Source organism: Aeromonas sp. EERV15, assembly GCF_900079845.1.
GTDB classification, from domain to species: domain Bacteria; phylum Pseudomonadota; class Gammaproteobacteria; order Enterobacterales; family Aeromonadaceae; genus Aeromonas; species Aeromonas sobria.
Genome location: NZ_FKKY02000002.1, coordinates 126906 through 153151, shown reverse-complemented (window position 1 = coordinate 153151; position 26246 = coordinate 126906). Strand labels below are relative to the sequence as shown.

The following is a 26246-nucleotide window of genomic DNA, read 5'->3' as shown; positions in this document are numbered from 1 at the left end:
GTGCTCAGCTGACTCGGGTCAACTGCGCAGGGGGGGAGCAGAATGACTTGCTGGCCCTGAACATCCGGAGTGTGAGTCCGGATAACCGGGGATTAGCCGCGATTTTTGTTCTTCATGATGCGGGATTTTTCCCGATCCCATTCGCGCGCCTTGGTATCTTCGCGCTTATCGTGCTCTTTTTTACCTTTCACCAGACCAATTTCGACCTTGACCCAGCACTCTTTCCAGTAGAGAGCCAGTGGCACTATGGTGTAGCCCTGACGGGCGGTCAGGCTTTCGAGTTTGTCGATTTCACGGCGGCTCAGCAGCAGTTTGCGGGTGCGGGTCGGATCACAGACCACATGGCTGGACGCGGCGTTCAGCGGCAGGAAGCTGGAGCCGAACAGGAAGGCTTCACCCTGCAAGAAGATGACGTAGGCTTCGCTGATATTGGCCTTGCCCGCCCGCAGGGATTTGACTTCCCACCCTTGCAGGGACAAGCCAGCTTCCACTCTCTCTTCGATGAAGTATTCGTGGCGGGCGGCTCGGTTCAGAGCAATGGTGCTGGACCCGGCTTTGTTTTTACTGTTTTTTTTGCTCATGACGGGCGATTTCCGGCAATGACTAGGAGGCTCGTATTATACGTAGGCGTGAGCGGCTGTAAAACGCGCTGCAAGTCAACTGGTGGCTTTATGAGCGGTTTGGCTGAGGTTTTCGCTCCACAACCGGAAACATGGTGATAAAATCGCGCCGATTGGATGAGGAAAAGCCATGCCCCGGATTACGCGCAGTGCCCTGGTGATGTTCAGTGCAGAACAGATGTTCAAGTTGGTTAACGATGTGGATGCCTATCCGCAATTTTTGCCCGGTTGTGTCGGCAGCCGTGTCCACGAGGCGGGTGATGACTACATGACTGCATCGGTGGATGTGGCCAAGGCTGGCATTGCCAAGACCTTTACCACTCGCAATCAGCTGGATGTGAACCGTCAGATCAGGATGGAGCTGGTCGATGGCCCGTTTCGCAAGTTGGCGGGTTGGTGGACCTTTACCCCGCTCGATGTGGATGCCTGCAAGGTGGAGTTTGATCTTGATTTCGAATTTACCTCCAAGCTGATCGAGATGGCATTTGGTCAGGTGTTCCGCGATCTGGTGAGCTCCATGGTCTCCGCCTTCTCCAAGCGGGCGAAGGAGGTCTACGGTGTCTGACCAGCTCAATATCGAGGTTGTCTATGCCTTGCCGCAACAGCAGACGGTGATTGCGCTACGCGTGCCGTCCGAGACCTGCGTGCAGGCAGCCATCGAGCAGTCCGGCATTGTGCAAAAGCACCCCGAGATCGATCTGGCGGTTAACAAGTTCGGCATCTACAGCCGCCCGGTGAAAGGGAGTGAGTCGCTGCACGACGGGGATCGGATCGAGATTTATCGGCCCTTGACCGCCGATCCGCGTGAGATGCGCAAGAAACGCGCAGAAAAGGCCAAAGAGGAGGGGAGAGCCGATAGTGTGACCGGTGGCCGCCCCGATGTGCATCGCAAGCGCAGCGAGTAACGCTCAGGTTTTCTTGCAGAAAAAAAGGCGCCGAGGCGCCTTTTTTGATCCCGTCAGTCAGTAATTGGACTGCGAGAGATATCAAGGGCGGGCTGCGTCAGCCCAGGACTGGTTCTGCCACACCCAAGCGGGCGCGGGCCCAGGCGGCCAGCAGCTCGACGCCGCTTTGCATCACCCGCTCATCGAAATCGAAGGCGTTGTGGTGGTGCGGTGCCGCCAGATCGGCCCCCAGAATGAGGTAAGCCGCTTCGCCCCCCTGCTTTTGCACCCGCTCCATCAAAAAACCGGCATCTTCGCTGGCGCCAAAGCGGCGAGTCTGGATGGTGGCGAGCCCCTGTTTGCGGGCCAGCGCCGCCAGTTCGGCTTGCAGCGCCGGGCTGTTCTCCAGCGCAATCGCCTCACCCTGTTTGATGATGCGGTAGGTGACGCCGTGGGCGAGGGAGGTGCCTTCGACGATGCGCTGCACCTGACTGAACATGTAGTCGTTGAGGGTGCTGTCGGCGCCACGGGTTTCACCGTGCAGCTCGGCATGATCGGGAATGACGTTGCGGCCGCTGCCACCGTGAAGCTGGCCGACGTTGATGCGAGTCATGCCGTCGCGGTGGCGGGGAATGCCGAGCATGGCGGTGGTGGCCATGCAGGCGGCGGCCAGCGCATTGCTGCCAGCATTTGGCTCAAGCCCGGCGTGGGCCGCGGTGCCCATAAAGTGGACGTCGAACTTGGTGGAGCAGAGAAATTCGGTGGGGTTGATCACCAGCTCGCCGCTACCGGCGTGAATGCCGATATGGAGCGAGAGCAGGGCATCCACGTCATCGAGTGTGCCGCCGGCCGCCAGCGCCTTGCCACCGCGACATCCCTCTTCGGCGGGTTGGAAGAAGAGCTTGATGCGCCCGCACAGCTGCTCCTTCATCGCCATCAACTGGCTGGCCAGCCCCATGCCGATGGCGGTGTGGCCATCGTGGGCGCAGGCGTGCATCCACCCCTTGTTGTGGGAGGCAAAGCCCTCTTGCTGCGGCTGGTGCTGTTCGGCGTTGGACTCCTCCACCTCCACCGCATCGATATCGAAGCGAAAGGCCAAGGTCGGGCCGGGACGGCCGGTATCCAGCTCACCCATCAGCCCGGTGACATCGCCGATCCGCTCCAGCCAGTCGGGATGGGCTCCCTGACGGCGGGCGCGAGCCTTTTCGGCCGCCACATCCACATCACGACCCATCATCAGGTTGCTGGCCAGCAGCTTGTCGCCGAGCACGATGCGATAGCCGAGCTCGCTTAGGTGGTGGGCAATCAGGCTGGTGGTGCGAAACTCTTTCCAGGCGGCTTCCGGCAGGCGGTGCAGGTCGCGGCGCCACAGGATCAGGTGCTCAAGGGTCATCTTGGCTTCCTTGGTGATTCGATTTATCGGCTATTGTGCCTTTTTTCCCGGCTGACCACACGGGGCCCGCAGCTGGTCGGGGGAGCTGTGATCGCGGGCAATGGCATTGGAGGTCATTGACAGGGGTGAGAGAAGATAAAAAAACGCCTCCACAAGGGAGGCGTTGTCGAGGCGTGGTTATCAGGCCGCGTGATGGTAAGCGGAGGCTTCAAACAGCTTCTTGTTGGCCACCAGATCGATGGGGTCAAAATCATCGACGTTGATGGTGCGCAGGCGACTCACTTCGGCGCAGCGCAGCAGCTCGGCTTCGCTCTGGGTCAGTACGCCAGCGGCCAGGCCAATGTCGGCTACCTTGTTCAACTGGGTGAAGGGACGCTTGATGCCATCTGCTTTGCAGACCTTGTCAAACAGCGGCTCGGCGGCCAGCACGTCATCGAGCGCCTGCTCCAGCAGTCCGAAGGGGTTACCCTCTTCGCGGGTCAGATACTGCCCCTTGGCCAGACGGCTGCGGGTCTCGCTCGGGGTTTGCAGCAGACGGGCGACCTGGCTATCGAGCTTGTCGCACGGACGGTTGAGGTCACGGCCCAGTGGCAGCACCACGGCGCGCAGGGCAAGGCCAATCCAGCGGTTCGGGAAGTTGCGCAGCAGCTCGTCGATCGCCTCTTGCGCCTTGAACATGGCATCTTGCAGAGCCCAGTGCAGCAGCGGCAGGTCGGCCTGCTGGCGTCCCTCGTCCTGATAGCGCTTGAGGGCGCTGGAGGCCAGATAGAGCTGACTCAGTATGTCGCCAAGGCGAGCGGAGACCCGCTCTTTGCGCTTCAGTTCGCCACCCAGGGTGCCCATCGCCATGTCTGACAGGAATGCCAGGTTGGCCGAGAGGCGGGAGAGCTGCTGGTAGTAGCCCTTGGTCTGATCCTTGTAAGGTGCAGGTGCGAAGCGAGCGCCGGTGATCCCCAGCCAGAAGCTGCGCACCAGGTTGCTGATGGCAAAGCCGACGTGGCTGAACATGGCCTTGTCGAAATCCTTCAGTGCCTGCTCCTTGTCGGGATGGCTGGCAGCCAGCATCTCCGGCAACACATACGGGTGGCAGCGGATGGCGCCTTGACCGTAGATGATCATGCTGCGGGTCAGGATATTGGCCCCTTCCACCGTGACGGCGATGGGGGCACCCTGATAGCCACGGGCCAGATAGTTGTTGGGGCCCATGCAGATCGCCTTGCCGCCGTGGATATCCATGGCATCGATGATGCACTTTTGGGCACGGTCGGTGAGGTGGTATTTGACGATGGCAGAGATGACCGACGGCTTTTGCCCCAGATCGATACCGGTCACTGTCAGGGTTGCGGCGGCGCCCATGATGTAGGCGTTACCGCCGATGCGAGCCAGCGGCTCTTCGATCCCTTCCATCTTGCCGATAGGTAGCTTGAACTGGCGACGGATGCGGCTGTAGGCGCCGCTCGCCAGGGCTAGCATCTTGACACCGCCGGTACTGTTGGAGGGCAGGGTGATACCGCGACCGACCGACAGGCACTCCACCAGCATGCGCCAGCCCTGACCGGCCATGGCCGGGCCGCCGATGATGAAGTCGAGCGGGACAAACACATCCTTGCCCTGAGTCGGGCCGTTCTGGAACGGCACGTTGAGCGGGAAGTGGCGACGGCCAATGCCGACACCCTTGATATGAGTTGGAATGAGGGCGCAGGTGATGCCTAGCTCCTCTTCGTCACCCAGCAGGTGTTCCGGGTCACGCAGTTTGAAGGCCAGACCCAGCACGGTGGCGATGGGGGCCAAGGTGATGTAGCGCTTGTTCCAGGTGAGGCGCATACCGAGCACCTCTTTGCCTTCCCACTCGCCCTTGCAGACGATGCCGAAATCGGGGATGGAACCGGCGTCAGAACCCGCTTCCGGGCTGGTCAGGGCGAAGCAGGGGATCTCTTTGCCGACTGCCAGACGGGGCAGGTAGTGGTCTTTCTGGGCCTCAGTGCCATAGTGTTGCAGCAATTCGCCCGGGCCGAGCGAGTTGGGCACGCCGACGGTGGAGGCGAGCACGGCGCTGGCGCCAGTCAGTTTTTGCAGCACGCAGGACTGGGCATAGGCCGAAAACTCGAGGCCGCCATATTTCTTCTTGATGATCATGGCGAAGAACTTGTGGTCCTTCAGGTATTGCCATACCTCGGGGGAGAGATCGGCGCGCTCGTGGGTCACCTCCCAGTCGTTCACCATGCGGCACACTTCCTCGACCGGACCATCCATAAAGGCCTGCTCTTCGGCAGAGAGGGTACTTACCGGGATGGCGTGCAGCTTTTTCCAGTCCGGATTGCCCGCGAACAGATCGGCTTCCCACCAGGTGGTGCCCGCTTCGATCGCCTCTTTTTCGGTGCGGGACATCTCCGGCATGATCGATTTGTAGATCTTGAACAGCGGCTTGGTCAGCTGGTTGCGGCGAAATTCCACCATGTTGAGCGGGATGGCGATCACCGCAAACAGCGCCCAGACCAGCAAGGGCACATGACCATAGATGGCGCCAAGCACCAGAGCGGCGCCGGTGACCAGGGTGGAGATGAACAGGGATGCCCGGCGATAGGCCAGGGCTCCGATAACCAGGATCACCCCAAGCAGAGTGAGGGTCGTCGTCATTGCTTGCTCCTTGCGTGTATAAAGTTGCCAACGTGGTATCACTGATCCAGAGGTCTGACCTGTTGGATATGGCCTCTGTTGTAATTGATACGCACAAAGTTATCAAGCTGTTTACAAGTTCATTACCTTCTCTCTGTGATCCCCGTAACGTTCATGAGGCACCCGTGCCGTGGTGGGTAGGGGGGCGACTCCGGGATTGGCTTGTGCGAGAATAGCCGCCAGCGATAAGTGACCCAAATAGTGGAAGAGACATCATGTATCAAGAACTGATCCGCAATGAATTGACCGAAGCTGCCAGTGTGCTGCAGGCCTTCCTGGCTGATGAGCAGAACCTGAAAAACATAGAAGCGGCCGCCAAACTGCTGGCTGACTCTTTCAAAGAAGAGGGCAAGGTGCTCTCTTGTGGTAACGGTGGTTCCCACTGTGACGCCATGCACTTTGCCGAAGAGCTGACTGGTCGTTACCGTGAAAACCGTCCGGGTTATGCCGGTATCGCCATCTCTGATCCCAGCCACCTCTCCTGTGTCTCCAACGACTTTGGCTATGACTATGTCTTCTCACGCTACGTGGAAGCGGTAGGCCGTCGTGGTGACGTGCTGCTCGGTATCTCCACCAGCGGCAACTCCGGTAATATCCTCAAGGCTATCGAGGCTGCCCACGCCAAAGGCATGAAGGTTATCGTCCTGACCGGCAAGGATGGCGGCAAGATGGCGGGTCTGGCGGATGTCGAGATCCGGGTGCCGCACTTCGGTTATGCCGACCGCATTCAGGAAGTACACATCAAGGTGATCCACATCCTGATCCAGCTGGTCGAAAAAGAGATGGCCAAGTAATCAGGTTATCGCGCTGAGACAAGGGCAGCACCGGTTGCATGGTTCGCCATTGGCCGGTTGCTGCCAGTCACAGGGGAAGGAATTGCACCTTCCCCTGCTGTCTGTCAACGCGGCTGGGGGTCGGATATGACACCAGCCAAATCATGAAAGGAGTCTGCCAGATATGTGCGAACTGCTCGGCATGAGTGCCAATGTGCCGACCGATATCTGCTTCAGCTTTACCGGGTTGATGCTGCGCGGCGGCAAGACAGGGCCCCACAAGGATGGCTGGGGGATCACCTTTTACGAGGGGAAGGGCTTTCGTACCTTCAAAGATCCCGAGCCCAGCGCCCAATCTCCCATCGCCAGACTGGTACAGGCGCTGCCCATCAAGAGCTGCGCCGTGGTCAGCCACATTCGGCAGGCCAACCGTGGCTGCGTGTCACTGGAAAATACCCACCCCTTTACCCGTGAGCTGTGGGGCCGTTACTGGACCTTCGCCCACAACGGTCAGCTGACCGGTTACAAGAAGCTGCCAACCGGCCGCCACCGCCCGGTGGGGGATACCGACAGCGAACACGCCTTCTGCTGGCTACTCGATCGGCTGGAGCAAAAATATCCCAAGCGTCCTGCCAACTTTCCCGCCATGTTTCGCTATCTCGCCACCCTGTGCGATGAGCTGAGAGCATTCGGGGTGTTCAACATGCTGCTCTCCGACGGGGAGTATGTGATGAGCTACTGCAGCAATAACCTGCACTGGCTGACCCGCCGTGCGCCCTTTGGCGAGGCGAGCCTGCTGGATGAAGAGGTGGTGATCGACTTTCAAAGCGAGACCACGCCCAACGATGTGGTGACCCTGATCACTACCCGTCCGCTGACCGGTAATGAGAACTGGGTCAGAATGGCCCCTGGCGAGTTTAATCTGTTCCGCATGGGTGAACGGGTCGCGACCAGTCAAAGTGGCTGCTAGAGTGCCTGCTCGAGATAAAAAAATACCAGGGTAGATTCCTACCCTGGTTCTTCGCAGCAGCCATAAATGGCAAAAGGGATGAGAGGTGTTGCTGAGCAGCAGCACGCTGACGACAAAGATTGTTGCTCACTTGTTAATTGCTGGCAATTAACTTGTTGTTTATATAAGGCATTCAGTGTCACTCTTTCGAGGCGGATCACATTTATTGCTGTTTGATCCCCAGCATCACCCAATTGGCGTCCTGTGTGTGACACTGATGAGTGACCTGGTCGTGAGTGACGGCCTCGAAAACTATCTATAGTATGGTCTGTTTGAATACCTTTCTGGAGGAGCCTGACATGGAGTGGGTGGATCGCAAGGTGTTGCAGCAGTTGGCCGATGATATAGGCCAAGAGATGTTGCCGGTGGTTATTGCTGTGTTTATCGAAGAGGTGGGCGAACAGCTAAGCCAGCTCAGGCCTCTTTACGAGCAGGGTGAATGGGATGCGTTGGCCCGGGTGGCCCACAGCATGAAATCATCCTGTGGCAGCTACGGCGCAATGCCGAGCTACCAGCAGGTGATGGCACTGGAGATGGCCAGCAAGCAGGCGGATGTGGCCGAGGCCGAGCGCCAATTGCAACTGCTGGAAGTCTCCTTGCCCCAAGTGCTCGCGTTTCTTGCTGATTATCAGTAGCGGCGCCATGCAGGGATGCCGGGGCGCCGTGGCCGTCGCCTAACGCTGGTTGAGCAGTTGCTGGATGATCCTGTCCAGCGCCAGTTTCAGCTTCAACCGATCGTGCCGATGGGGCAGCTCAAGCTCACCCAGCTCGGCTTCGATTAACCGCCCTTGCCAGGCCCCCGCATCACCCGTGCCCTGGGGAGCCAGGATGGCGTCCAGCCGCCCATGACCCACCCTCGACTCCAGCCAGCGACACTGACTCATCAGATCCAGCTGGCTGGCAGGGCCGTTTTCCGCCACCAGATTGCAGACGAAGACCAGCATGGCACTGCTTTCGTTGATGGCTTGGGCGATCTCGGCCAGCAGCAGTGGCGGCATGATGGAGGTGAGAAAACTGCCCGGCCCCAGAATGATCATGTCTGCCTGCTGCAGTGCCAGCACCGCTTCCCGGGTCGCTTGTACCTCCGGCATCAGGCCGAGGGAGAGGGGTGGTGTTGCCAGTTGATCGATGGATACCTCTCCCAGGATCTGGGTGCCACACTCCATATGGGCGCAAAGATCGGTGGGAAATTCAGACATGGGTAGCAATTGTGACTCGATTTTGAGCATGTCACTGATCAGCTTGATAGCATCAAGAGGACGGACACAGAGATTATCGAGCGCCAGCAGCATCAGGTTGCCAAGGTTGTGGCCCGCCAGCTCGCCCTTGCCAGCGAAGCGGTATTCGAACAACAGGCTGCCGATGCTGGGATCGGTGACCAGCTGGTTCAGGCAGTTGCGCAGATCGCCCCAGGCGATGCACTCCTGACTCTTGCGCAGTCGTCCGGTCGAACCACCATCATCGGTGGTGGTGACGATGCCGGTGAGTCGTTGACCGAGGAACGAGAGGGATGAAAGCACTCGACCCATGCCGTGGCCACCACCGATGGCAACGACCCGATCGAAGTCATTGATGTTTTTTTGCCACATATGGGCGTCCTGTAATTGGGCTCAGTTGACAGCTATGTTAGCAAGTGAAGCGAGATAATTGTTTGATAAAGGTATGATTTTTGCTTGAGACCGCCATTCGATAAAACAAGGAGATGGTGTTGAAATTTCTGACCGTTCACTCCCTCGCCCAGAATTCATCGCTGGCGGCCCAAGATATCTGCGCGCAGCTGCGCCACCCTGCCAATCAGGCCCCCTCCCTGCTGTTACTCTATTTTACCCAAGCCCATGACGGGGCGATACTGCGCGAAGCGCTCAAACGCCAGTTCCCGACCACCCGTCTGCTGGGGTGCAGCTCCTGCGGCGGCGTCATGACCGAGATGGGTCACCACGCCAGAGACGGATATGGACTGGCGGTGGCGGCCTTGTATGACGACAAAGGGGCCTTCGGGGTGGCCGGTGCCAGCGGTGACGAGGTGGATGTGAGGCAGTTGCTGCGCCGTGCCATGAGTGACTGCGGTCGACCGGGCGAGTTGCCCCAGCTGATCCTGTTTCACGCCAGTCCCGGCAAGGAGGAGGGGCTGCTGGCCGGTATCGAGGCCGAACTTGGTGCATCGGTACCTGTGGTGGGCGGCTCGGCGGCAGACAACAGTGTCAGTGGTGACTGGCAGCTCTGCTGGGATGACGCTGTGAGTCAGGATGGCATCGGTCTGGCGGTGCTCTATCCCGATTGCCAGCTGGCCTTTCAGTTTCACTCAGGTTATGTGCCAGCCGAGTTTAGCGGCGAAATCACCGCCTGCGACGGGCGGGAGGTGCTCACCATCGATCACCAGCCCGCCGCCGAGGTTTATGCGCGCTGGTGCGGGCGCGAGCAACCCTGGCCGGTGGGGGCAATCTTGCGGGAGACCACGCTCACCCCGCTGGCTCGTCAGGTGGGGGCGTTGGATGGCATTCCCTACTATAAGCTCTCCCATCCCGAAGCAGTGACCGAACAGGGCGGGCTGCGGCTCTTTACCGATGTGGTGCAAGGGGAGCGTCTGCTGCTGATGTACAGCAGTCAGGAGGGGTTGCTGCAGCTCAGCCTCAATGCCATGCGCGTCGAGCCTGGCTATGGGGTCGATGTGGAATTGCAGCCTATCGGCGCCCTCATCATATTTTGTGCTGGTTGCCGTTTGGCGCTAGGTGATATGTTGTGCCAATTTGTCGAACAGAGCCAGGCTCGCCTCGGCAAGATCCCGTTTATTACCCCCTTTACCTTCGGCGAGCAGGGGCGGCTGCCCAATGGCGAGCTGGCCCACGGCAATCTGATGGTATCGAGCGTGATTTTCCTGACCCCTTGAGTCGGCAGAACATAACAGAGCAGGCAACAAGATGATTGGCAACAGTGAACTGGAAGCCCTTGGCGATAAATTGCAGACCACCTTGGTCGATCTCGTGCGCTGTCGTGAGCGGGAGGCCAAATATCGGCAAGAATCCCAGACCTTGCTGGGCGGGGTGGCCACCCTCGCTGATGCCAAAACCCTTGAAGAGGTGCTGGAGAGCTTGATCCAGGTGCTTAAACCCTTTATTGGCTTTGAACATGCGGATGTAGTGGCTTGGGAAGGTGAGCTCGGGATCACCCACCTCAGTACCGAGCCAATGATATTTGCCCGTAGCTGGTGTATGACCCCGGCATTTACTCGTGCCATCGCGGGTGAAACCCTGGTGATCTATGACCCCTCCCAGTTACCCGAGCTGGCACCGCTGGCGAGCGAGCCGGGCTGGGCCAGCGTGATGCTGACCGGGCTGCAGGCGCCAGGGTTTACCGCGACTCTCATCTGCCGTCACTCACGGGCGGGTACTTTCGATCTCAACAGCAAGGCTGCTATTGAGCGCTGCCGCCCGCTTATCGCTCAGGCGCTGGTCAACATCACCTACCGGGCTCGTTTGCAGGATCAAGTCGCGGTGAAAACCGAGGCGCTGCAGACCAGTGAGCGTCGTTTTCGCAGTTTCGCCGCCATGGCCTCTGACTGGTTTTGGGAGACCGATGCCGAACATCGCCTCAGTTATGCCTCCGAGCCCGGTTATATCGATGATCTGACCCCGCTGGCGACCCGGCCGACACTCTATGACTACGTTTGCAACAAGCAGAGCAGTGAGGCGCAGAAATACCTGCGACTACTGGAACAGCGCCTGTCGGTGCGAGGGGTGCGGATGCAGGTGGCGCTGCTTGATGGCCCCTGCTGGATGGAGGTGAGCGCCGAGCCCTGTTTTGACCACCATGGCCTGTTTACCGGGTATCGCGGTACCGCCCGTGATATCAGCACCCAGATCCGCCGGGAAGAGGAGCTGGCGCGGGCACGGGATGAGGCCGAAGCAGCCAACCGTGCCAAGTCCCAGTTTCTGGCCATGATGACCCACGAGATCCGCTCCCCCATGAATGCGGTGTTGGGGATGCTCGATCTGGTACAGCATGCCGAGCTGGCACCTGAGCAGCAGAGCCTGCTGCGCCATGCCACCCATTCGGCCAGATTGCTGCAAACCATCATCGACGACGTGCTCGATTTTTCGAAAATCGAGTCGCAAACCCTGGCGTTTCACTGCGAGACCCTGCAGCCAATCCAGCTTTGCCAATCCCTGGTCGAGCCACTGCAGGGCCGCGCCAGCGTTAAAGGCATTTCGCTGGTTTACCACATTGATGAGGCGGTACCTTTAGCCCTGCAGGGTGACCCCATGCGTTTGTCGCAGGTGATGGGCAATCTGCTGGATAATGCCATCAAATTTACCGATCAGGGGCAGGTGAGCCTGCACCTGGGCTGGCAGGACGGCAAGTTGCGGGTTTCGGTGTCCGATACCGGGATTGGCATCGAGCAGGCGGATCAGGCTCGGCTGTTTGAGCCCTTTTCTCAAGTCGATAATTCGGCCAGCCGCCGTTTCTCCGGCACCGGCCTTGGCCTTGCCATTAGCAAGCGATTGGTTGAGCTGATGGGGGGGATGATTTTGTTAGAGAGTGAGCCTGGCAAGGGGAGCTGTTTCTGGTTCGAATTATCAGGTATGGCACTGCCTTGTGATTGTCGGCCAAGGCAAGAGGAGAGCCAGGCTGCGCTGATGCCGCTGGATGTGCTGGTGGTGGAGGATAGCCCGGTTAACCAGCTGGTGGTGTCGCTGATGCTGCAAAAACTGGTGAGCAAGGTGCGTTTGGCTGCCAATGGTCTGGAAGCGCTGGCGCAGGTGGATGAACAGCTGCCGGATCTGATCCTGATGGATATGCGGATGCCTTTGATGGATGGGCTGGAAGCCACCCGCCGGTTGCGGGAGCTGGGATGCACCATACCTATCGTCGCCCTGACGGCCAATGCGATGGCCGAAGACAAGGCGTGTTGCCTGGCGCAGGGGATGGATGATTTTCTTGCCAAACCCATTACGTTATCGCGGTTGCGAGAGTGCTTGCTACGCCACTTTGGCCAACGCTTGCCAATTCGCGGATAAAAAAAATGGTCAACTTTGTGGGTTGACCAGTTCTTCAGCAAATACTGAAGAGAGCACGGGATAAATCGGGTTGTATTAGTTTATATGAAAAATCCATGCCAACTTTTTAGTGACTCTTTTGTGTTCATATTGGCCGTTTAGCGCAGCGGCTCTCTCTTGTTATGTTCCTACCTCGTTGCAAAATGCGAATTTGTGATTTTCATTTTTGGAATAATTGCATTTTGCAACGCCGTTTTGTTATTGCGAAATCAGGCGATGCAGGAATTTACGGGCCGCTTCGCTGTTCTGTTTGGCAATCAGCATCTGCTTTTCATAAATCGGCATCGGCAATATCTCTAGCCAGCGCTGGCAGAGCCATGCGGCATCTTCAAAGCGCTTGTCCGGATAGAGCTCATCAAGCTCCGGATACTGTTCAAACACTTCGCGCAGGCGGTTGACCAGCAGTTTGTCGTTGAAATCGGAGTGGGTGCTCGGCCAGTTGGGCAGCAGCTCCACTTTGGCGCGGCGCAGGCCCATCTCATCTGTTTCCATCTCGTGGATGCAGAAGCGTTCCAGTCCCAGCACAGTCACTCCCAGCAGGCCATCATTGAGGGTGTAAAAATCGGTCACCTTGACCCGGGTGCCCACCGGCAGAATGCGGCCGGATTGTCCCGAGGTAGTCGACTCTTCCATCACGATGCCAAAGCCCTGATCGTTGATGAATGACTCTTTGAGCATCTGCAGGTGGCGTGGCTCGAACAGACGCAGTGGAAGCTTGCCGCCCGGCAGTATGTGGGAAGGCAAGGGGAACAGTGCCAAAGGTTGTAGTTTCATGTTCCATCCTCCATTGAGTAGTTGCTGAATATGACAATGCAGCGACTGTGCCAGAGAATGAAAAAAGCCACCGGAGGGTGGCTTTTCGGGAGGAAGAGGGCGCTTAGTTACGCTGTTCCAGATACATGACAGCCGCTTCCACGCGGCTTTGCGCCTCGAGTTTCTTCAGCAGGCTCTTCACGTGAACCTTGACCGTTCCCTCGGAGATATGGAGTACCGAGGCAACCTGTTTGTTGGACAGGCCTTTTGCAATTTCGCGCAGGATTTGCATTTCGCGACGCGTTAAGCTTTCCAGCTTCTGCTGCAGGTGATCCAGCTCGTAGATATTTTCGAGATAGGGTCGCAGCGGTTCGCTCAGGATCTGCTTGCCGGTCATCACGTCTGCCAGCTGGGCCAGCAACAGATCAGGCTCGGTATCCTTGAGCAGATAGCCATCGGCACCGGCCTTGAGCAAGGCCACCACATCCTGACGGGCATCGGAGACAGTGAGGATCACCACCCGGGAGGTGATCTCTTCGGCTCGCAGCGCCTTGAGGGTATCGAGGCCGGATAGTCCCTTCATGTTGAGGTCGAGCAGGATCAGATCCGGCTCGGACTCCTTGGCCAGCGCCACGGCATCTGTGCCGTTGGAGGCTTCACCGGTCACCTCCATGTTCTCTTCCAGAGCCAGCAACTGCACAATCCCTTTGCGCATGAGGGGATGGTCATCTACGACCAGAACAGTGTATTTCATCTCGTCCATCAGGCGTCTCTCGCTAGACTGGTGGGGAAGGTCAGATGCACGCAGGTGCCTTGTGGCTGTAGCTCGCTGATGGTCAGCAGACCATGCAGTTTGCTGGCGCGCTCGTTCATGATGCTCAAACCGTAATGGTTGATCGCCGAGCTGGCGAGTCCGATCCCGACACCGTCATCTGAAATCTGAACGTTGATGTTACCACTGGCGAGGGTCTCACAGCTAACATCAATCACTTGCGCGTTGGCATGTTTGATGGCGTTGAGGACGGCCTCGCGGATCAGTTGCAGGATATGGATGTGCTGGCCCGCTTCCAAATCGCTATCGGCCAGTTCGTAATGGCACCTTATTTTTGCCTGGGTCTGGGGTTGCAGCTGATCGAGCATCACCCGGATTGCTTCCCCCAGATTGGCATCCCCAATGGTGAGACGGAAGGTGCCGAGCAGTTCGCGCAGCTGGGTATAGGCATTGCTGAGCCCTTCGTCTATCTGCTGCATCGCCTCCTGTGCTTTCTCCTGCTGCCCTTTGGCGTAAGAGCGCTTGAGCAGGGTGGACTGGATCTTGAGATAAGAGAGGGCCTGCGCCAGCGAGTCATGCAGCTCCCGGGCGATCACTGCCCGCTCCTCCATCAGCAGCAGCCGCTGCTGTTGCAGCAGAGTCTGATCCTTGTGCAACACCTGAGCCAGCAGCATGGTGAAGTTTTTGATCAACCGCTCGTCGATAGGATGCTGGCTGATGATGTCGAGGCGGCCAAACTCCTGCTCATCCATTTGCAGATAGAAGTTGGCGACCGCATCGAGATCGCCGGGCCAACCGGTGCGCCCCGAGATGTAGACCGGCATAGCGTTGTGTTCGAAGCGGGTCAGCCGGATATGGTCGATGTGCTGGTGGGCGGCGGCGCGATCCAGCAACTTGATCAGGGTGCGGGTGCTGAGCGGTGCCGCGTGCAGCTTCTGGGCGGTCGAGTAGAGAAATGAGAGCGTATCGTTGGCCTGCTGCAGCTTGGCGGTTTTCTCTTCCACCTTGTTCTCCAGCTCCCGATAGAGCTTGCCGAGCTCGTCGGCCATGGTGACGAAAGCCCGTGACAGCTCCCCCAGCTCATTTTCACCGTGGGCGGGCAGCTGGAGATCGAAGTCCTGGCGCTGGATCTGGCGGGCGCAGTAGACCAGCTGATTGAGGGGGGCAACTACCTGTTGGCGGGTAAAGCGCACCGTAAACCAGGCGATGGTGATGATGGATAGCAGCCCCAGTCCCTCCGCCAGGGCCAGCATCCGTACCTTGAATTCCACGTGGTATTGCATCTGATTGACGAAATTGTCGATGGCCGCCACAAACCGCTCGGTGTTATCTGTGTACCGTCTGGGGGTGCGCTCTTCGATATGCTGGCGCATCACCGCCCACTGGCCGAGCACTTCACCATAGGTGCGGCGCAACGAGGCGGGCGTGATCCAGCGCTGGGTCTCCTGCAGCTCTTCGGCGTGCAGGGTCTCTTCAAACTGGGCGAGCCGCCCCAACACGCTGTCACCTCGCTCGATCTCGTAGGCCATCCGGTAGGCTTGCATCCGCAGTGAGCCGGAGAGGTTGATCGCCTTGGCATCGGGGACCGAGTAAAAAAGCGTCACCATCGCGACCAGCGCGATCAGGCTGGCCATGAAGAGGATCAACACCATGGCACGGCCGATGGCGCCGCTGACCGAATGGACTCTGAACCGTTTTCCCATGCTGATGAACACCTCTGGACAGTAATAATGACTCCGCAAGATGCGTGGGAGTGTACTTCAACTTGTGTTAGCATCGAAAAACTAGATGAACTCCGAGCTGTTTTGCCTACGTCCTTGCGATAGGGGAAAACCAGCCGTCAGCCGATTGTTGAACCTAATGGTCGAGCTGTAAGGGTCAGGAAAGAAATGCCCTGGCCTCCCGTATTTGGAAAGGTGTTTATGTTGCCACTTGAAGATGGTTTTTCCCGTCGTTTTTACTATTTGCGTCTGTCAGTGACCGATGTGTGCAATTTCCGTTGCACCTACTGCCTGCCCGACGGCTATCGCCCCCCGGAAGGTCACAAAGAGGGACGTAAATCGTTTCTCTCGGTTGACGAGATCCGTCGCGTGGTGGGCGGTTTTGCCGCCATGGGCACTCGCAAGGTGCGCATCACAGGGGGAGAACCCTCCCTGCGCCGTGATTTCACCGAGATCGTCAATGTGATCGCCACCACGCCGGGCATCGAGAAGGTCGCCATGACCACCAACGGCTATCGCCTCAAGGAGCGGGCCCAAGAGTGGTTTGATGCCGGACTCAACGCCCTCAATGTCAGTGTCGACAGTCTCGACCCGCGCCAGTTTCACCAGATCACCGGTGAGAACAAGCTGGCGGAGGTGATGGAGGGGATCGAAGCGGCACTGGCCGCCGGTTTCAAATCGGTGAAGATCAATGCGGTGCTGCTCAAGGGGCTCAACGACTACCAGCTCGATGCCTTTCTGGGCTGGATCAAGCACAAGCCCATCGAGCTGCGCTTTATCGAGCTGATGCAGACCGGCGAGATGGATACCCTGTTTCGCGACCACCATGTCAGCGGCGAGCAGATCAAACAGCGCTTGCTGGAGAGTGGCTGGGTGCAGCAGTTGCGGGGCAAAGATGACGGCCCCGCTCAGGTCTTTATGCACCCGAAATCCCAGGGTGGTGTGGGTCTTATCATGCCCTACAGCAAGGATTTCTGTGCCGGTTGCAACCGGCTGCGGGTCTCCTCGCTAGGGAAGCTGCATCTGTGCCTGTTTGGTGACAATGGCGTCGATCTGCGGGACTTGCTCAGCGCAGATGCGCAGTCCGATGAGCTGCAACAGCGCATTCGTGCGGCGCTGGCGGGCAAGAGTGCTAGCCATCGGCTTCATGAAGGCAATGCCGGCATCACTCCTCATCTCGCCTCCATCGGCGGATAACTGCAAAAAATCCCCAACGATTAAATAGCAATCCTCACATGGAGGTATTTTAACCGATACCTCCATTTTTATTGCGCTGCAAGGCTTTGATCTGGCGCAAGAATCCCCCCTGTTTATCTCCCTGGTGGTATATCCTTGACCTTGTCAGGATCGCAATATACACCCACTCTTATAATTGGTATCGAAAATGCCAATCATGGACTCGCACTGCACCCTTCCTCACCAGAACAGGAGTCAACATGCCGGATGAGATCGATCTTGCCCGCCGCGGCCTGTTTCGGGGGCGGCTGAGAACCGCCGAACCGCCGGTGCAGTTGCCCTGGTCAGTCAACTGGTCGGCATTTGTCGCCGACTGCACCCGCTGCGGGGAGTGTCTGGCCGCTTGTCCGGAGCAGATCCTGGTGATTGGCGAGGGCGGTTTTCCGGTGGTCGATTTTCAGCGTGGCGAGTGCACCTTCTGCACCGAGTGCGTCACGGTCTGCAAGGCGCCGCTGTTTCGTCCGACCACCGAATCTCCCTGGCACTACAAGGCCCATATCGAGGCCAACTGTCTGGCCAATGGTCAGGTGTTCTGCCAGCGCTGTCAGGACAGTTGCGAGCCCAATGCCATTCGTTTTATTCCGGTGCTGGGGCGTGTGCCCACCCCAACGGTCGAGTTTGATCGCTGTAACGGCTGCGGCGCCTGCGTGCAGGATTGTCCGGTTGGCAGCATCAAGGTCGACGGGCGAGCAGCCCCATCCGGTGGTGCCAGCCAGCCCACCCTCAAGCAGGAGTCATAATGAGTCAGAAGCCGTGTGACACAGAAGCCACAATGGATCAGGAGTTCCATGTATCGAGTCTGGTAGTGCTGACCCAGCCCCCCTTGCGCCATCAGCTCGCCGAGCAGATTGGCGCCCTTGAAGGGGCCGAGATCCACGCCGTCAGTGACGAGGGCAAGCTGGTGGTGACCCTGGAAGGTCCGAGCCAGCGGCCGATTATGGCGGCCATTGATGCGATACAGGCGATGCCGGGCGTGCTCTCTGCCGCCCTGATTTACCACCAGTTCGATGAACTCGGCGGTCACTGAAAAGAGTGATGGGATGCCGGGCGTGCCCTCTGCCGCTGTTGGCTGGCTCCCGTTCGACAGATTCGACAACTATTACGCGATAAGCAATGCGAGGATATGCCATGAAGCTGAGTCGACGCGACTTTATGAAGGCCAACGCGGTGGCCGCTGCCGCTGCTGTGGCCGGTGTCAGTGCCCCCACGCTGGCGGCCAATCTCATCACCAGTACCGACAAGACTGCCATCCATTGGGATAAAGCTCCCTGTCGCTTCTGCGGTACCGGTTGCTCCGTGCTGGTGGGTTCGCAGAATGGTCGGGTCGTGGCGACTCAGGGTGATCCGGATGCGCCGGTCAACCGTGGCCTCAACTGCATCAAAGGTTACTTTCTTTCCAAGATCATGTACGGCCAGGATCGCCTGACCCAGCCGATGCTGCGGATGAAGAACGGCCAGTTCGACAAGGATGGCGACTTTGCTCCCATCAGCTGGGATCAGGCGTTTGACATCATGGCCGAGAAGTTCAAGGCGACGTTGAAAGAGAAAGGCCCGACTGCGGTCGGCATGTTCGGCTCCGGCCAGTGGACCGTCTGGGAAGGCTATGCCGCCGCCAAGCTGATGAAGGCCGGTTTCCGCTCCAACAACCTCGACCCCAACGCCCGTCACTGCATGGCCTCTGCGGTAGTTGGCTTCATGCGTACCTTCGGCATGGATGAGCCGATGGGCTGCTACGACGATATCGAGCAGGCCGATGCGTTCGTGCTGTGGGGCTCCAACATGGCCGAGATGCACCCCATCCTCTGGTCGCGGATGTCTGATCGCCGTCTCTCCAACCCCGATGTGCAGGTACACGTGCTCTCCACCTTCGAGCACCGCAGCTTCGAGCTGGCGGATAACGGCATGGTGTTCACCCCGCAGACCGATCTGGCGATCCTCAACTATGTCGCCAACTACATCATCCAGAACGACAAGGTGAACTGGGACTTCGTCAACAAGCACACAGTGTTCAAGAAGGGGGTCACCGACATCGGTTACGGCCTGCGCCCGACCGATCCGCTGCAGCAGAAAGCGAAGAACCCGGACAGCGGCGATGCCACACCGATGACCTTCGACGAGTTTGCCAAGTTCGTGGCGGATTACGATGTGGAGTCGGTCGCCAAGCTCTCCGGCGTCTCCAAAGAGAAGCTGGAAAAGCTGGCCCAGATCTATGCCGACCCGAGCAAGAAGGTGGTCTCTTACTGGACCATGGGTTTCAACCAGCATACCCGTGGCGTCTGGGCCAACAACCTCTGCTACAACATTCACCTGCTCACCGGCAAGATCTCCGAGCCGGGTAATGGTCCTTTCTCCCTGACCGGTCAGCCTTCTGCCTGCGGCACTGCACGGGAAGTGGGCACCTTTGCCCACCGTCTGCCTGCGGACATGGTGGTGACCGAGCCCAAGCACCGTGCTATTGCCGAGCAGATCTGGAAACTGCCGGAAGGGACCATTCCCGACAAGGTGGGTTTCCACGCTGTGCTGCAAGACCGCATGCTCAAAGATGGCAAGCTCAACGCCTACTGGGTGATGTGTAACAACAACATGCAGGCCGGTCCCAACATGAATACCGATCGCCTGCCTGGCTATCGTGACCCGCGCAACTTCATCGTGGTCTCTGACCCGTACCCGACCGTTACCGCCCAGGCGGCTGATCTGATCCTGCCCACCGCCATGTGGGTGGAGAAAGAGGGGGCCTACGGCAACGCCGAGCGCCGTACCCAGTTCTGGCACCAGCAGGTGAAAGCGCCGGAAGGGGCCAAGTCTGACTTGTGGCAGCTGATGGAGTTCTCCAAGCGCTTCAAGGTCGAGGAAGTGTGGCCGGCTGAGCTGATTGCCAAGATGCCGGAAGTGAAGGGCAAAACCCTGTTCGATGTGCTCTATGCCAACGGTCAGGTCAACCAGTTCCCGAAAGAGCAGAGCAAGGGGATGCTGAACGACGAAGCCGAGCACTTCGGGTTCTACGTCCAGAAAGGTCTGTTCGAGGAGTACGCCACCTTCGGTCGTGGCCACGGTCACGATCTGGCGCCGTTCGATCAGTACCACGAAGCGCGCGGTCTGCGCTGGCCGGTAGTGGATGGCAAAGAGACCCTGTGGCGTTATCGCGAAGGATTTGACCCCTATGTGAAAGCGGGCGAGGGGGTGCGCTTCTATGGCAAACCCGATGGCAAGGCAGTCATCTTCGCCCTGCCGTTCGAGCCTGCCGCCGAGTCGCCAGACCAGGAGTACGATCTGTGGCTCTCCACCGGTCGCGTGCTGGAGCACTGGCACACCGGCACCATGACCCGTCGGGTGCCCGAGCTCTATCGCGCCTTCCCGGATGCGGTGCTGTTCATGCACCCGGATGATGCCAAAGCCCGCGGCGTGCGTCGTGGGGAAGAGGTGATCGTCTCCTCCCGCCGTGGCGAGGTGAAGACCCGGGTCGAGACCCGTGGCCGTAATAAACCCCCTAAGGGATTGGTGTTCATGCCCTTCTTTGACGCCAGCCAGCTGGTCAACAAGCTGACCCTGGACGCCACCGATCCGCTCTCCAAAGAGACCGATTACAAGAAGTGCGCCGTCAAGGTGATGAAGGCCTGAGGCGGGGGAGCGCGAGATGAGTCGTAGTCGTCGCCAGTTTCTGGCCGACATGGCAAAAGGGGCCTGCGGTGTGGGCCTGCTTGGCATGGGGCTCGGTGGCGTGGCCCGCCAGCAGGCACAAGCTGTGCCTGCCCAGGCGCTGCGTCCGCCCGCCGCTCTCGACGAAGCGGAGTTTCTCGGCGCCTGCGTGCGCTGCGGGCTCTGCGCCCTGGCGTGCCCCTACGACACCCTCAAGCTCGCCCGGCTGTTTGACCCTGTGACCACCGGCACCCCTTACTTCAAGGCGCGTGCTGTGCCCTGCGAGATGTGTGATGACATCCCTTGCGTGGTGGCCTGTCCGAGTGGGGCGCTTGATCAACAGATGACCGATATCGATCAGGCGCGGATGGGGGTGGCAGTGCTCATCGATCACGAGACCTGCCTCAACTATCTGGGCTTGCGCTGCGATGTCTGTTATCGGGTCTGCCCCTTGATTGACAAGGCGATCACCCTCGATTTGCAGCATAACCAGCGCACCGGCAAGCATGCCATGTTCCTGCCCACGGTGCACAGCGATGCCTGCACCGGCTGTGGCAAGTGCGAGCACGCCTGCGTGCTGGAGGAGTCTGCCATCAAGGTAGTGCCCCGTCAGCTCGCCAAGGGTGAGCTGGGTCATCACTACCGGCTCGGCTGGGAAGAGAAGGCCAAGGCGGGAAACAAGTCGCTCATCGGCGATAGGCTCACCCTGCCGACACGCAAACCGGAGGGGCTATGAGTCGTTATCCGGGAGAGGAGGCTCGCATCAAGCTGGGGTGGTGGCGTGCTCACCGCTTCCTGCTGTTGCGTCGACTGAGTCAGTTGGGCGTGCTCGGGCTGTTTTTGCTGGGGCCGCTGGCGGGCATCTGGATCCTCAAGGGCAACCTCTCCAGCTCGCTGTTGCTGGAGACGGTGCCGCTGAGCGATCCGCTGACCCTGCTGCAGTCGGTAGCGGCGGGCCATTGGCCCATCACCACCCTTTGGCTGGGGGCGGCAGTGGTGCTGGCCGGTTACTGGCTGGTCGGGGGGCGGGTGTTCTGCTCCTGGGTCTGTCCGGTCAACCTCATCACGGACGCCGCGGCCTGGCTCAGGGGGCGACTTGGCCTCAAGAGCAACGGCCAGTTCAGCCGCGCGACCCGTTATTGGCTGCTGGCCATGGTGCTGGTGGTGCCTGCGGTGGTCGGGGTGATGGCGTGGGAGCTGGTCAATCCGGTGTCCTTGGCCATGCGCGGTCTGCTGTTTGGCATGGGGGCGGGCTGGGGTCTGCTGGCGGCGCTGTTCCTGTTCGATCTGTTCGTGCTTGAGCGGGGCTGGTGCGGTCATCTCTGTCCGGTGGGGGCTTTCTATGCCCTGGTCAACCGGGTCGGATTTATCAAGATTTCTGCCAAGGGGCGCGAGCGGTGCAGCAACTGCATGGATTGTTATGCGGTCTGCCCGGAGCACCCCATCCTGCGCGGGCCTGTTCACGGTGCCAAGCGCGGTCACGGGCCCTTGATTGCGGCTCAGGAGTGTACCAACTGTGGCCGTTGCATCGATGTCTGCGCGGAACAAGTTTTTGAAATCACTGTAGGTTTTGCCGTCAAGGCAGAAAAAACGTTGGAGAATAAATAATGAAAAAGCTGATTGGAGCAATGCTGGCCTGCCTGATGGCGGGATCCTTGATGGCCGCCACCCCCGAGATTACCAATAGTACCGGAGGGATCAAATCCGAGCGGGGGGCCACCGATCTGGTGATCGAGGCGGATGCCGCACCACTGAAGAATTTTCGCAAAGACGGTGATATGTATGATCGCCAGTACATTCATCAGCCACCGCTGATCCCCCACGATATTCGTAACTACGAGGTGGATAACAAGGTCAACAAGTGCCTGGCCTGCCACAGCTTCAAGAATGCCAGCGCCATGAAGGCCCCCAAGATCAGCCCGACTCACTTCGAGACCCGTGATGGTACAACCCTGGGTGAGGTTTCCCCCCGTCGCTACTTCTGCTTGCAGTGCCATGTGCCGCAAGCGGATGCCAAGCCGCTGGTGGAAAATACTTTCAAGCCGGTTGAAGCACTGAACTAAGGAGTCCATCAATGAAATTACCCGGCTTTATCCAGCGTCTGTGGACCACCTTCAAGTCACCGTCAAAAGCGGCCCTCTGGGTGCTGCTGATGATGGGATTTTTCGGTGGAGTGATCTTTTGGGGCGGCTTCAATACCGCCATGGAAGCCTCCAACACCGAGAAGTTTTGTACCAGCTGTCACGAGATGAAGGATAACGTGTTCGAGGAGTACCGCGACACCATCCACTACGCCAACCGCTCCGGTGTGCGGGCCAGTTGTCCTGATTGCCACGTGCCGCACGAGTGGACCTACAAGATCATCCGCAAGGTGCAGGCTTCCAAAGAGTTGTGGGGCATGATTACCGGCAAGGTGGATACCCCCGAGAAGTTCGAAACCCATCGTCGGGCGATGGCCGAGCGGGAGTGGCAGCGGATGAAAGAGACCGACTCGCGCGAGTGCCGCAACTGCCACAACTTCGAGTACATGGATTTCTCTTTGCAAGGTAAACGGGCTGCCCAGATGCACTCCGCCAATCTTGGCAAGGAGGGACAGGGCACCTGCATCGACTGTCACAAGGGGATTGCGCACCAGCTGCCTGACATGACAGGGGTGAAGGGATTCTGATCCTCCCTCATCACAGGCCGGGTTCCCCCGGCCTGCGTTTTACTGATATCTGAGACAAACATCAGATTTGTGTATCTTTTAAATCCCATATCCCGTGAAACCTTTGGTAGAATCAGCCCGCCGTCAAACGTCTGGGCACGTGGGCTAACGGGATGGAGACGCGGGTTCTTGTTGCTCTCTATGACTGTTCGCTCCCCCTCCTCATTTTGCCTCGTTGACGGCCCATAGCCATAAGGAGCTGCCCGATGGGACAGAACAACAACGAATTTATTCCCCTCAAGATCGCCGTATTGACGGTTTCCGACAGCCGCACTACCGCCGATGACAGCTCGGGCGACTATCTGGTATCAGCCCTCACAGCAACAGGACACCAGCTTGCAGGTCGGGCGCTGTGTGCTGATAACCTGTTTCGAATTCGGGCGCTGGTCAGTGACTGGATCGCCGACAGCGAAGTGCAGGCAATCCTGATTAACGGTGGCACCGGCTTTAATGAGCAAAATTGGGTGCCTGAGGCGGTCGGCGTGCTGTTCGAGCGCACTGTGCAAGGTTTTGGCGAACAGTTCCGCCAGCTCTCCTTTGCCGAGATCAAGGGTTCAGCCATGCAGAGTCGTGCCTTGGCCGGTCTTGCCAATCGCACCCTGATCTGCTGTTTGCCGGGCTCCCCCGGTGCGTGCCGGCTCGGCTGGGAGCAGCTTATTCGCGATCAGCTCGATGCCCGTACCAAGCCGTGCAACTTTGTCTCCCACCTTTGAGAGCAAACGATGAACCAGACCGATCCCAAGCAGACCCAGCCCAACCTGACTCATATCAATCAAAGCGGCGAAGCCCATATGGTGGATGTGACCGACAAGCAGGTGACCGAGCGTGAAGCTCGTGCCGAGGCCTTCGTCGCCATGGCCCCCGAGACCCTGGCGCTGATCCTGAGCGGCCAGCATCACAAGGGTGATGTGTTCGCCACTGCCCGCATCGCCGGTATCATGGCGGCCAAGAAGACCTCCGATCTCATCCCCCTCTGCCATCCGCTAGCCCTGACCAAGGTAGAGGTAGAGATAGTGCCGCTGCCCGAGCAGCACAAGGTGCATATCCGCACTCTCTGCAAGCTCTCCGGCAAGACCGGGGTGGAGATGGAGGCGCTGACGGCGGCATCTGTTGCGGCGCTGACCATCTACGACATGTGCAAGGCGGTGCAAAAAGACATGGTGATCGAGCAGGTGCGACTGGTAGAGAAGAAGGGCGGCAAGTCCGGCCATTTTCAGTTGGGGTCAACGAGCGGGGAGCAAGCATGATCAAGGTACTGTTTTTTGCGCAAGTGCGTGAGCTGGTGGCCTGTGACGAGCTGAGCCTGCCCTGCGATTACGCCACCGCCGAACAACTGCGCTGCGACTTAAGTGAGCGCGGTGACAAGTGGGCACTGGCCCTCGAGGCTGGCAAACTGCTGGTGGCGGTCAACCAGACCCTGGTGCCCCTCGATACCCCTATCAGTGATGGCGATGAGGTCGCCTTCTTCCCGCCGGTGACCGGAGGCTGAGAATGAATGAGATAATGACCGTGGATCGTACCACTGAGCTGTGCGATGGCGACGAAGTGGCCTTCTTCCCTCTCCCTCCAGTAACGACCGGAGGCTGATGATGAGCGAGGCAATCATCACAGATCGCATTGTGGTGCAGCGGGAAGACTTCTCGCTGGCCGACGAATATGCTCGCCTCGCCACCCGCCCCGACAGTGGCGCTATCGTCACCTTCGTTGGCAAGGTGCGTGACTTCAATCAGGGGGAGGAGGTGAAGGGGCTGGCCCTTGAGCACTACCCCGGCATGACCGAGAAGGCGCTGGCCGATATCGTGCAGGAGGCCCGTTGCCGCTGGCCGCTGCAGGAGTGCACCCTGATTCATCGCATCGGCGAGCTGTGGCTTGGCGATCAGATCGTGCTGGTGGCGGTGAGCAGTGCCCACCGCAACGCCGCCTTTGATGCCTGTCACTTCATCATGGATTTCTTGAAAACCCGGGCGCCGTTCTGGAAAAAAGAGCTGACCGCCGAGGGTGTGCAACGCTGGGTCGAGGCCAAGGAGAGCGACAACGCCGCCGCTGCCCGCTGGCAAGCCTGACCTGTTCATCACGAGGGGCGCAGGTTCAACGGGAACCACGGCCCCGTCAAGGGGCGCGGATGTGCGGGCCCCATCAGGAGAAAGGGAATGAAACCGCTGTTATCTGTTGTTATCGCAGGCATCTGCGCCGCCACCTTGCATACCGGTGCCGTGCAGGCCGATGAAGTGAAAGTGGCCGTGGCTGCCAACTTCAAGGGCACCATCGAGCGTATCGGCAAAGAGTTTACCGCCAAGACCGGCCACACCCTAGCCATCTCGTCTGCCGCTACCGGAGTGCTTTACACCCAGATCAGCCACGGTGCGCCGTTCGATCTCTTCCTCTCCGCCGATGTGGCGACCCCCGAGAAGCTGGAAAAAGAGGGCAAGGGGAGCGATCGCTTCACCTACGCCATCGGCCAGCTGGGGCTGTGGAAGAAGGGGGGCCCAGCCCCTGACGAGGCGACTCTGCGCAGTTGGAAAGGCAACCTCGCCATCGCCAATGCCCGCACTGCTCCCTATGGTGCTGCCGCCATGGCGACCCTCGACCATCTCAAGATCGATCCCAAGCAGTACCGGCTGTTGACCGGCGCCAATATCAGCCAGACTTGGCAGTTTGTCGATACCGGCAATGCCGAGCTGGGCTTCGTGGCCTGGGCCAATCTGGTGGAAGCGGGCAAGACCGGCGAAGCCTGGGCGGTGCCTGCGAGCTTTTATCCACCCATCGAGCAGCAGGGGCTGGTATTGAAGAAAGGGGCTGCGGTGGAGGCGCTGGTCGCCTGGCTCAAGGGGCCGGGTCAAGGGCAGATCAAGGCCGCGGGCTATGCCCTGCCCCAATAAGGGCTTGGGGCTGACGCGATACCCTGAGTGGTCGGCCTTCGGGTCGGCCACTCTTTGCAATGAGGATAGAGACCATGCCGTTGGCCGCATTCAACCGGGAGCCGGACGATGAGTAGAGAGCTGCTGGCGATGA

27 protein-coding genes and 1 riboswitch are annotated in these 26246 nt (G+C 59.2%); of the genes, 20 read left to right on the top strand and 7 right to left on the bottom strand.

Annotation, left to right across the window (positions count from 1 at the left end; all coding sequences use genetic code 11):
- Positions 1-92: 92 nt before the first annotated feature.
- Positions 93-581, bottom strand: a complete 489-nt coding sequence (smpB, locus tag BN4575_RS02580; protein ID WP_042020331.1) for an SsrA-binding protein SmpB — start codon at positions 579-581, stop codon at positions 93-95.
- A 169-nt stretch (positions 582-750) separates the two neighbouring features.
- Here smpB and BN4575_RS02575 point away from each other — a divergent pair, with 169 nt between their 5' ends.
- Both BN4575_RS02575 and BN4575_RS02570 read left to right on the top strand, forming a co-directional pair.
- Positions 751-1185 carry an SRPBCC family protein gene (locus BN4575_RS02575; protein WP_042020332.1) on the top strand — a complete coding sequence of 145 codons (435 nt, stop codon included), beginning with the start codon at positions 751-753 and terminating at the stop codon, positions 1183-1185.
- Positions 1178-1525 (top strand): RnfH family protein, encoded by a 348-nt coding sequence (locus tag BN4575_RS02570; protein WP_068977015.1) that lies wholly within the window; start codon positions 1178-1180, stop codon positions 1523-1525. Before BN4575_RS02575 ends, BN4575_RS02570 begins: the two co-directional genes overlap by 8 nt.
- 97 nt (positions 1526-1622) lie before the next feature.
- On the opposite strand, the gene BN4575_RS02565 is transcribed toward BN4575_RS02570, so the two are convergent.
- Together BN4575_RS02565 and fadE are read right to left on the bottom strand one after the other, a co-directional pair.
- Positions 1623-2897, bottom strand: coding sequence for an amidohydrolase (locus tag BN4575_RS02565; protein WP_068977014.1), 1275 nt, complete (start codon positions 2895-2897; stop codon positions 1623-1625).
- Between the two features lie 180 nt (positions 2898-3077).
- Complete coding sequence (gene fadE, locus BN4575_RS02560) at positions 3078-5534, bottom strand: acyl-CoA dehydrogenase FadE (RefSeq protein ID WP_068977013.1); 2457 nt, start codon at positions 5532-5534, stop codon at positions 3078-3080.
- 254 nt (positions 5535-5788) lie between these two features.
- Between fadE and lpcA the strand changes: the two genes are divergently transcribed.
- The 3 genes from lpcA to BN4575_RS02545 all read left to right on the top strand — a co-directional run bounded on the left by lpcA (position 5789) and on the right by BN4575_RS02545 (position 7990).
- Positions 5789-6367 (top strand): D-sedoheptulose 7-phosphate isomerase, encoded by a 579-nt coding sequence (lpcA, locus tag BN4575_RS02555; RefSeq protein ID WP_068977012.1) that lies wholly within the window; start codon positions 5789-5791, stop codon positions 6365-6367.
- 163 nt (positions 6368-6530) lie between these two features.
- The gene (locus tag BN4575_RS02550) at positions 6531-7316 is read left to right on the top strand and encodes a class II glutamine amidotransferase (protein ID WP_068977011.1); all 786 of its coding nucleotides are present in this window, start codon (positions 6531-6533) and stop codon (positions 7314-7316) included.
- A 338-nt stretch (positions 7317-7654) separates the two neighbouring features.
- A complete protein-coding gene (locus BN4575_RS02545) occupies positions 7655-7990 on the top strand; it encodes an Hpt domain-containing protein (protein WP_042020338.1) in 336 nt (111 codons plus the stop codon).
- A gap of 39 nt (positions 7991-8029) precedes the next feature.
- Here the strand turns inward: BN4575_RS02545 and yvcK are convergent, their stop codons facing one another.
- The gene (gene yvcK / locus BN4575_RS02540) at positions 8030-8944 is read right to left on the bottom strand and encodes a gluconeogenesis factor YvcK family protein (RefSeq protein ID WP_068977010.1); all 915 of its coding nucleotides are present in this window, start codon (positions 8942-8944) and stop codon (positions 8030-8032) included.
- Positions 8945-9057: 113 nt separating this feature from the next.
- Between yvcK and BN4575_RS02535 the strand changes: the two genes are divergently transcribed.
- Together BN4575_RS02535 and BN4575_RS02530 are read left to right on the top strand one after the other, a co-directional pair.
- The gene (locus BN4575_RS02535; protein WP_068977009.1) at positions 9058-10242 is read left to right on the top strand and encodes an FIST signal transduction protein; all 1185 of its coding nucleotides are present in this window, start codon (positions 9058-9060) and stop codon (positions 10240-10242) included.
- 31 nt (positions 10243-10273) lie between these two features.
- Positions 10274-12370, top strand: coding sequence for a hybrid sensor histidine kinase/response regulator (locus tag BN4575_RS02530; RefSeq protein ID WP_068977008.1), 2097 nt, complete (start codon positions 10274-10276; stop codon positions 12368-12370).
- Between the two features lie 237 nt (positions 12371-12607).
- On the opposite strand, the gene BN4575_RS02525 is transcribed toward BN4575_RS02530, so the two are convergent.
- The 3 genes from BN4575_RS02525 to narQ all read right to left on the bottom strand — a co-directional run bounded on the left by BN4575_RS02525 (position 12608) and on the right by narQ (position 15637).
- Positions 12608-13183, bottom strand: coding sequence for an LON peptidase substrate-binding domain-containing protein (locus BN4575_RS02525; RefSeq protein ID WP_042020342.1), 576 nt, complete (start codon positions 13181-13183; stop codon positions 12608-12610).
- 103 nt (positions 13184-13286) lie between these two features.
- Positions 13287-13925, bottom strand: coding sequence for a two-component system response regulator NarL (gene narL / locus BN4575_RS02520; RefSeq protein ID WP_005334471.1), 639 nt, complete (start codon positions 13923-13925; stop codon positions 13287-13289).
- Positions 13925-15637, bottom strand: coding sequence for a nitrate/nitrite two-component system sensor histidine kinase NarQ (gene narQ / locus BN4575_RS02515; RefSeq protein ID WP_068977007.1), 1713 nt, complete (start codon positions 15635-15637; stop codon positions 13925-13927). The genes narL and narQ overlap by 1 nt, the downstream gene beginning before the upstream one ends.
- A gap of 78 nt (positions 15638-15715) precedes the next feature.
- A riboswitch (molybdenum cofactor riboswitch) is annotated at positions 15716-15869 on the top strand.
- On the opposite strand from narQ, the gene moaA reads away from it, so the two are divergent.
- From moaA to modA, 13 genes are all read left to right on the top strand, one after another.
- Positions 15857-16852 (top strand): GTP 3',8-cyclase MoaA, encoded by a 996-nt coding sequence (gene moaA, locus BN4575_RS02510; RefSeq protein WP_068977006.1) that lies wholly within the window; start codon positions 15857-15859, stop codon positions 16850-16852. (Overlaps the previous riboswitch by 13 nt.)
- Before the next feature lie 239 nt (positions 16853-17091).
- The gene (gene napF, locus BN4575_RS02505) at positions 17092-17631 is read left to right on the top strand and encodes a ferredoxin-type protein NapF (protein ID WP_068977005.1); all 540 of its coding nucleotides are present in this window, start codon (positions 17092-17094) and stop codon (positions 17629-17631) included.
- A gap of 32 nt (positions 17632-17663) precedes the next feature.
- Positions 17664-17918 carry a chaperone NapD gene (locus BN4575_RS02500; protein WP_031227438.1) on the top strand — a complete coding sequence of 85 codons (255 nt, stop codon included), beginning with the start codon at positions 17664-17666 and terminating at the stop codon, positions 17916-17918.
- A gap of 101 nt (positions 17919-18019) precedes the next feature.
- Complete coding sequence (gene napA, locus BN4575_RS02495) at positions 18020-20509, top strand: nitrate reductase catalytic subunit NapA (protein ID WP_068977004.1); 2490 nt, start codon at positions 18020-18022, stop codon at positions 20507-20509.
- A gap of 16 nt (positions 20510-20525) precedes the next feature.
- The gene (gene napG, locus BN4575_RS02490) at positions 20526-21263 is read left to right on the top strand and encodes a ferredoxin-type protein NapG (RefSeq protein WP_068977003.1); all 738 of its coding nucleotides are present in this window, start codon (positions 20526-20528) and stop codon (positions 21261-21263) included.
- Complete coding sequence (napH, locus tag BN4575_RS02485; protein ID WP_068977002.1) at positions 21260-22135, top strand: quinol dehydrogenase ferredoxin subunit NapH; 876 nt, start codon at positions 21260-21262, stop codon at positions 22133-22135. Before napG ends, napH begins: the two co-directional genes overlap by 4 nt.
- Positions 22135-22590: a nitrate reductase cytochrome c-type subunit gene (locus BN4575_RS02480; RefSeq protein WP_068977001.1), complete on the top strand. Its 456-nt coding sequence runs from the start codon at positions 22135-22137 to the stop codon at positions 22588-22590. The genes napH and BN4575_RS02480 overlap by 1 nt, the downstream gene beginning before the upstream one ends.
- A gap of 11 nt (positions 22591-22601) precedes the next feature.
- On the top strand, positions 22602-23195 hold the full coding sequence (locus BN4575_RS02475; protein ID WP_042020349.1) for a NapC/NirT family cytochrome c: 594 nt from the start codon (positions 22602-22604) through the stop codon (positions 23193-23195).
- 245 nt (positions 23196-23440) lie between these two features.
- Positions 23441-23947 (top strand): molybdenum cofactor biosynthesis protein B, encoded by a 507-nt coding sequence (gene moaB / locus BN4575_RS02470; RefSeq protein ID WP_042020350.1) that lies wholly within the window; start codon positions 23441-23443, stop codon positions 23945-23947.
- Positions 23948-23956: 9 nt separating this feature from the next.
- Positions 23957-24481 carry a cyclic pyranopterin monophosphate synthase MoaC gene (moaC, locus tag BN4575_RS02465; RefSeq protein ID WP_042020351.1) on the top strand — a complete coding sequence of 175 codons (525 nt, stop codon included), beginning with the start codon at positions 23957-23959 and terminating at the stop codon, positions 24479-24481.
- Complete coding sequence (gene moaD / locus BN4575_RS02460) at positions 24478-24723, top strand: molybdopterin synthase sulfur carrier subunit (RefSeq protein WP_068977000.1); 246 nt, start codon at positions 24478-24480, stop codon at positions 24721-24723. The genes moaC and moaD overlap by 4 nt, the downstream gene beginning before the upstream one ends.
- A 100-nt stretch (positions 24724-24823) precedes the next feature.
- Positions 24824-25297 (top strand): molybdopterin synthase catalytic subunit MoaE, encoded by a 474-nt coding sequence (gene moaE, locus BN4575_RS02455; protein ID WP_068976999.1) that lies wholly within the window; start codon positions 24824-24826, stop codon positions 25295-25297.
- A gap of 87 nt (positions 25298-25384) precedes the next feature.
- Positions 25385-26113, top strand: a complete 729-nt coding sequence (gene modA, locus BN4575_RS02450; protein ID WP_068976998.1) for a molybdate ABC transporter substrate-binding protein — start codon at positions 25385-25387, stop codon at positions 26111-26113.
- The last annotated feature ends 133 nt before the right edge of the window (positions 26114-26246 follow it).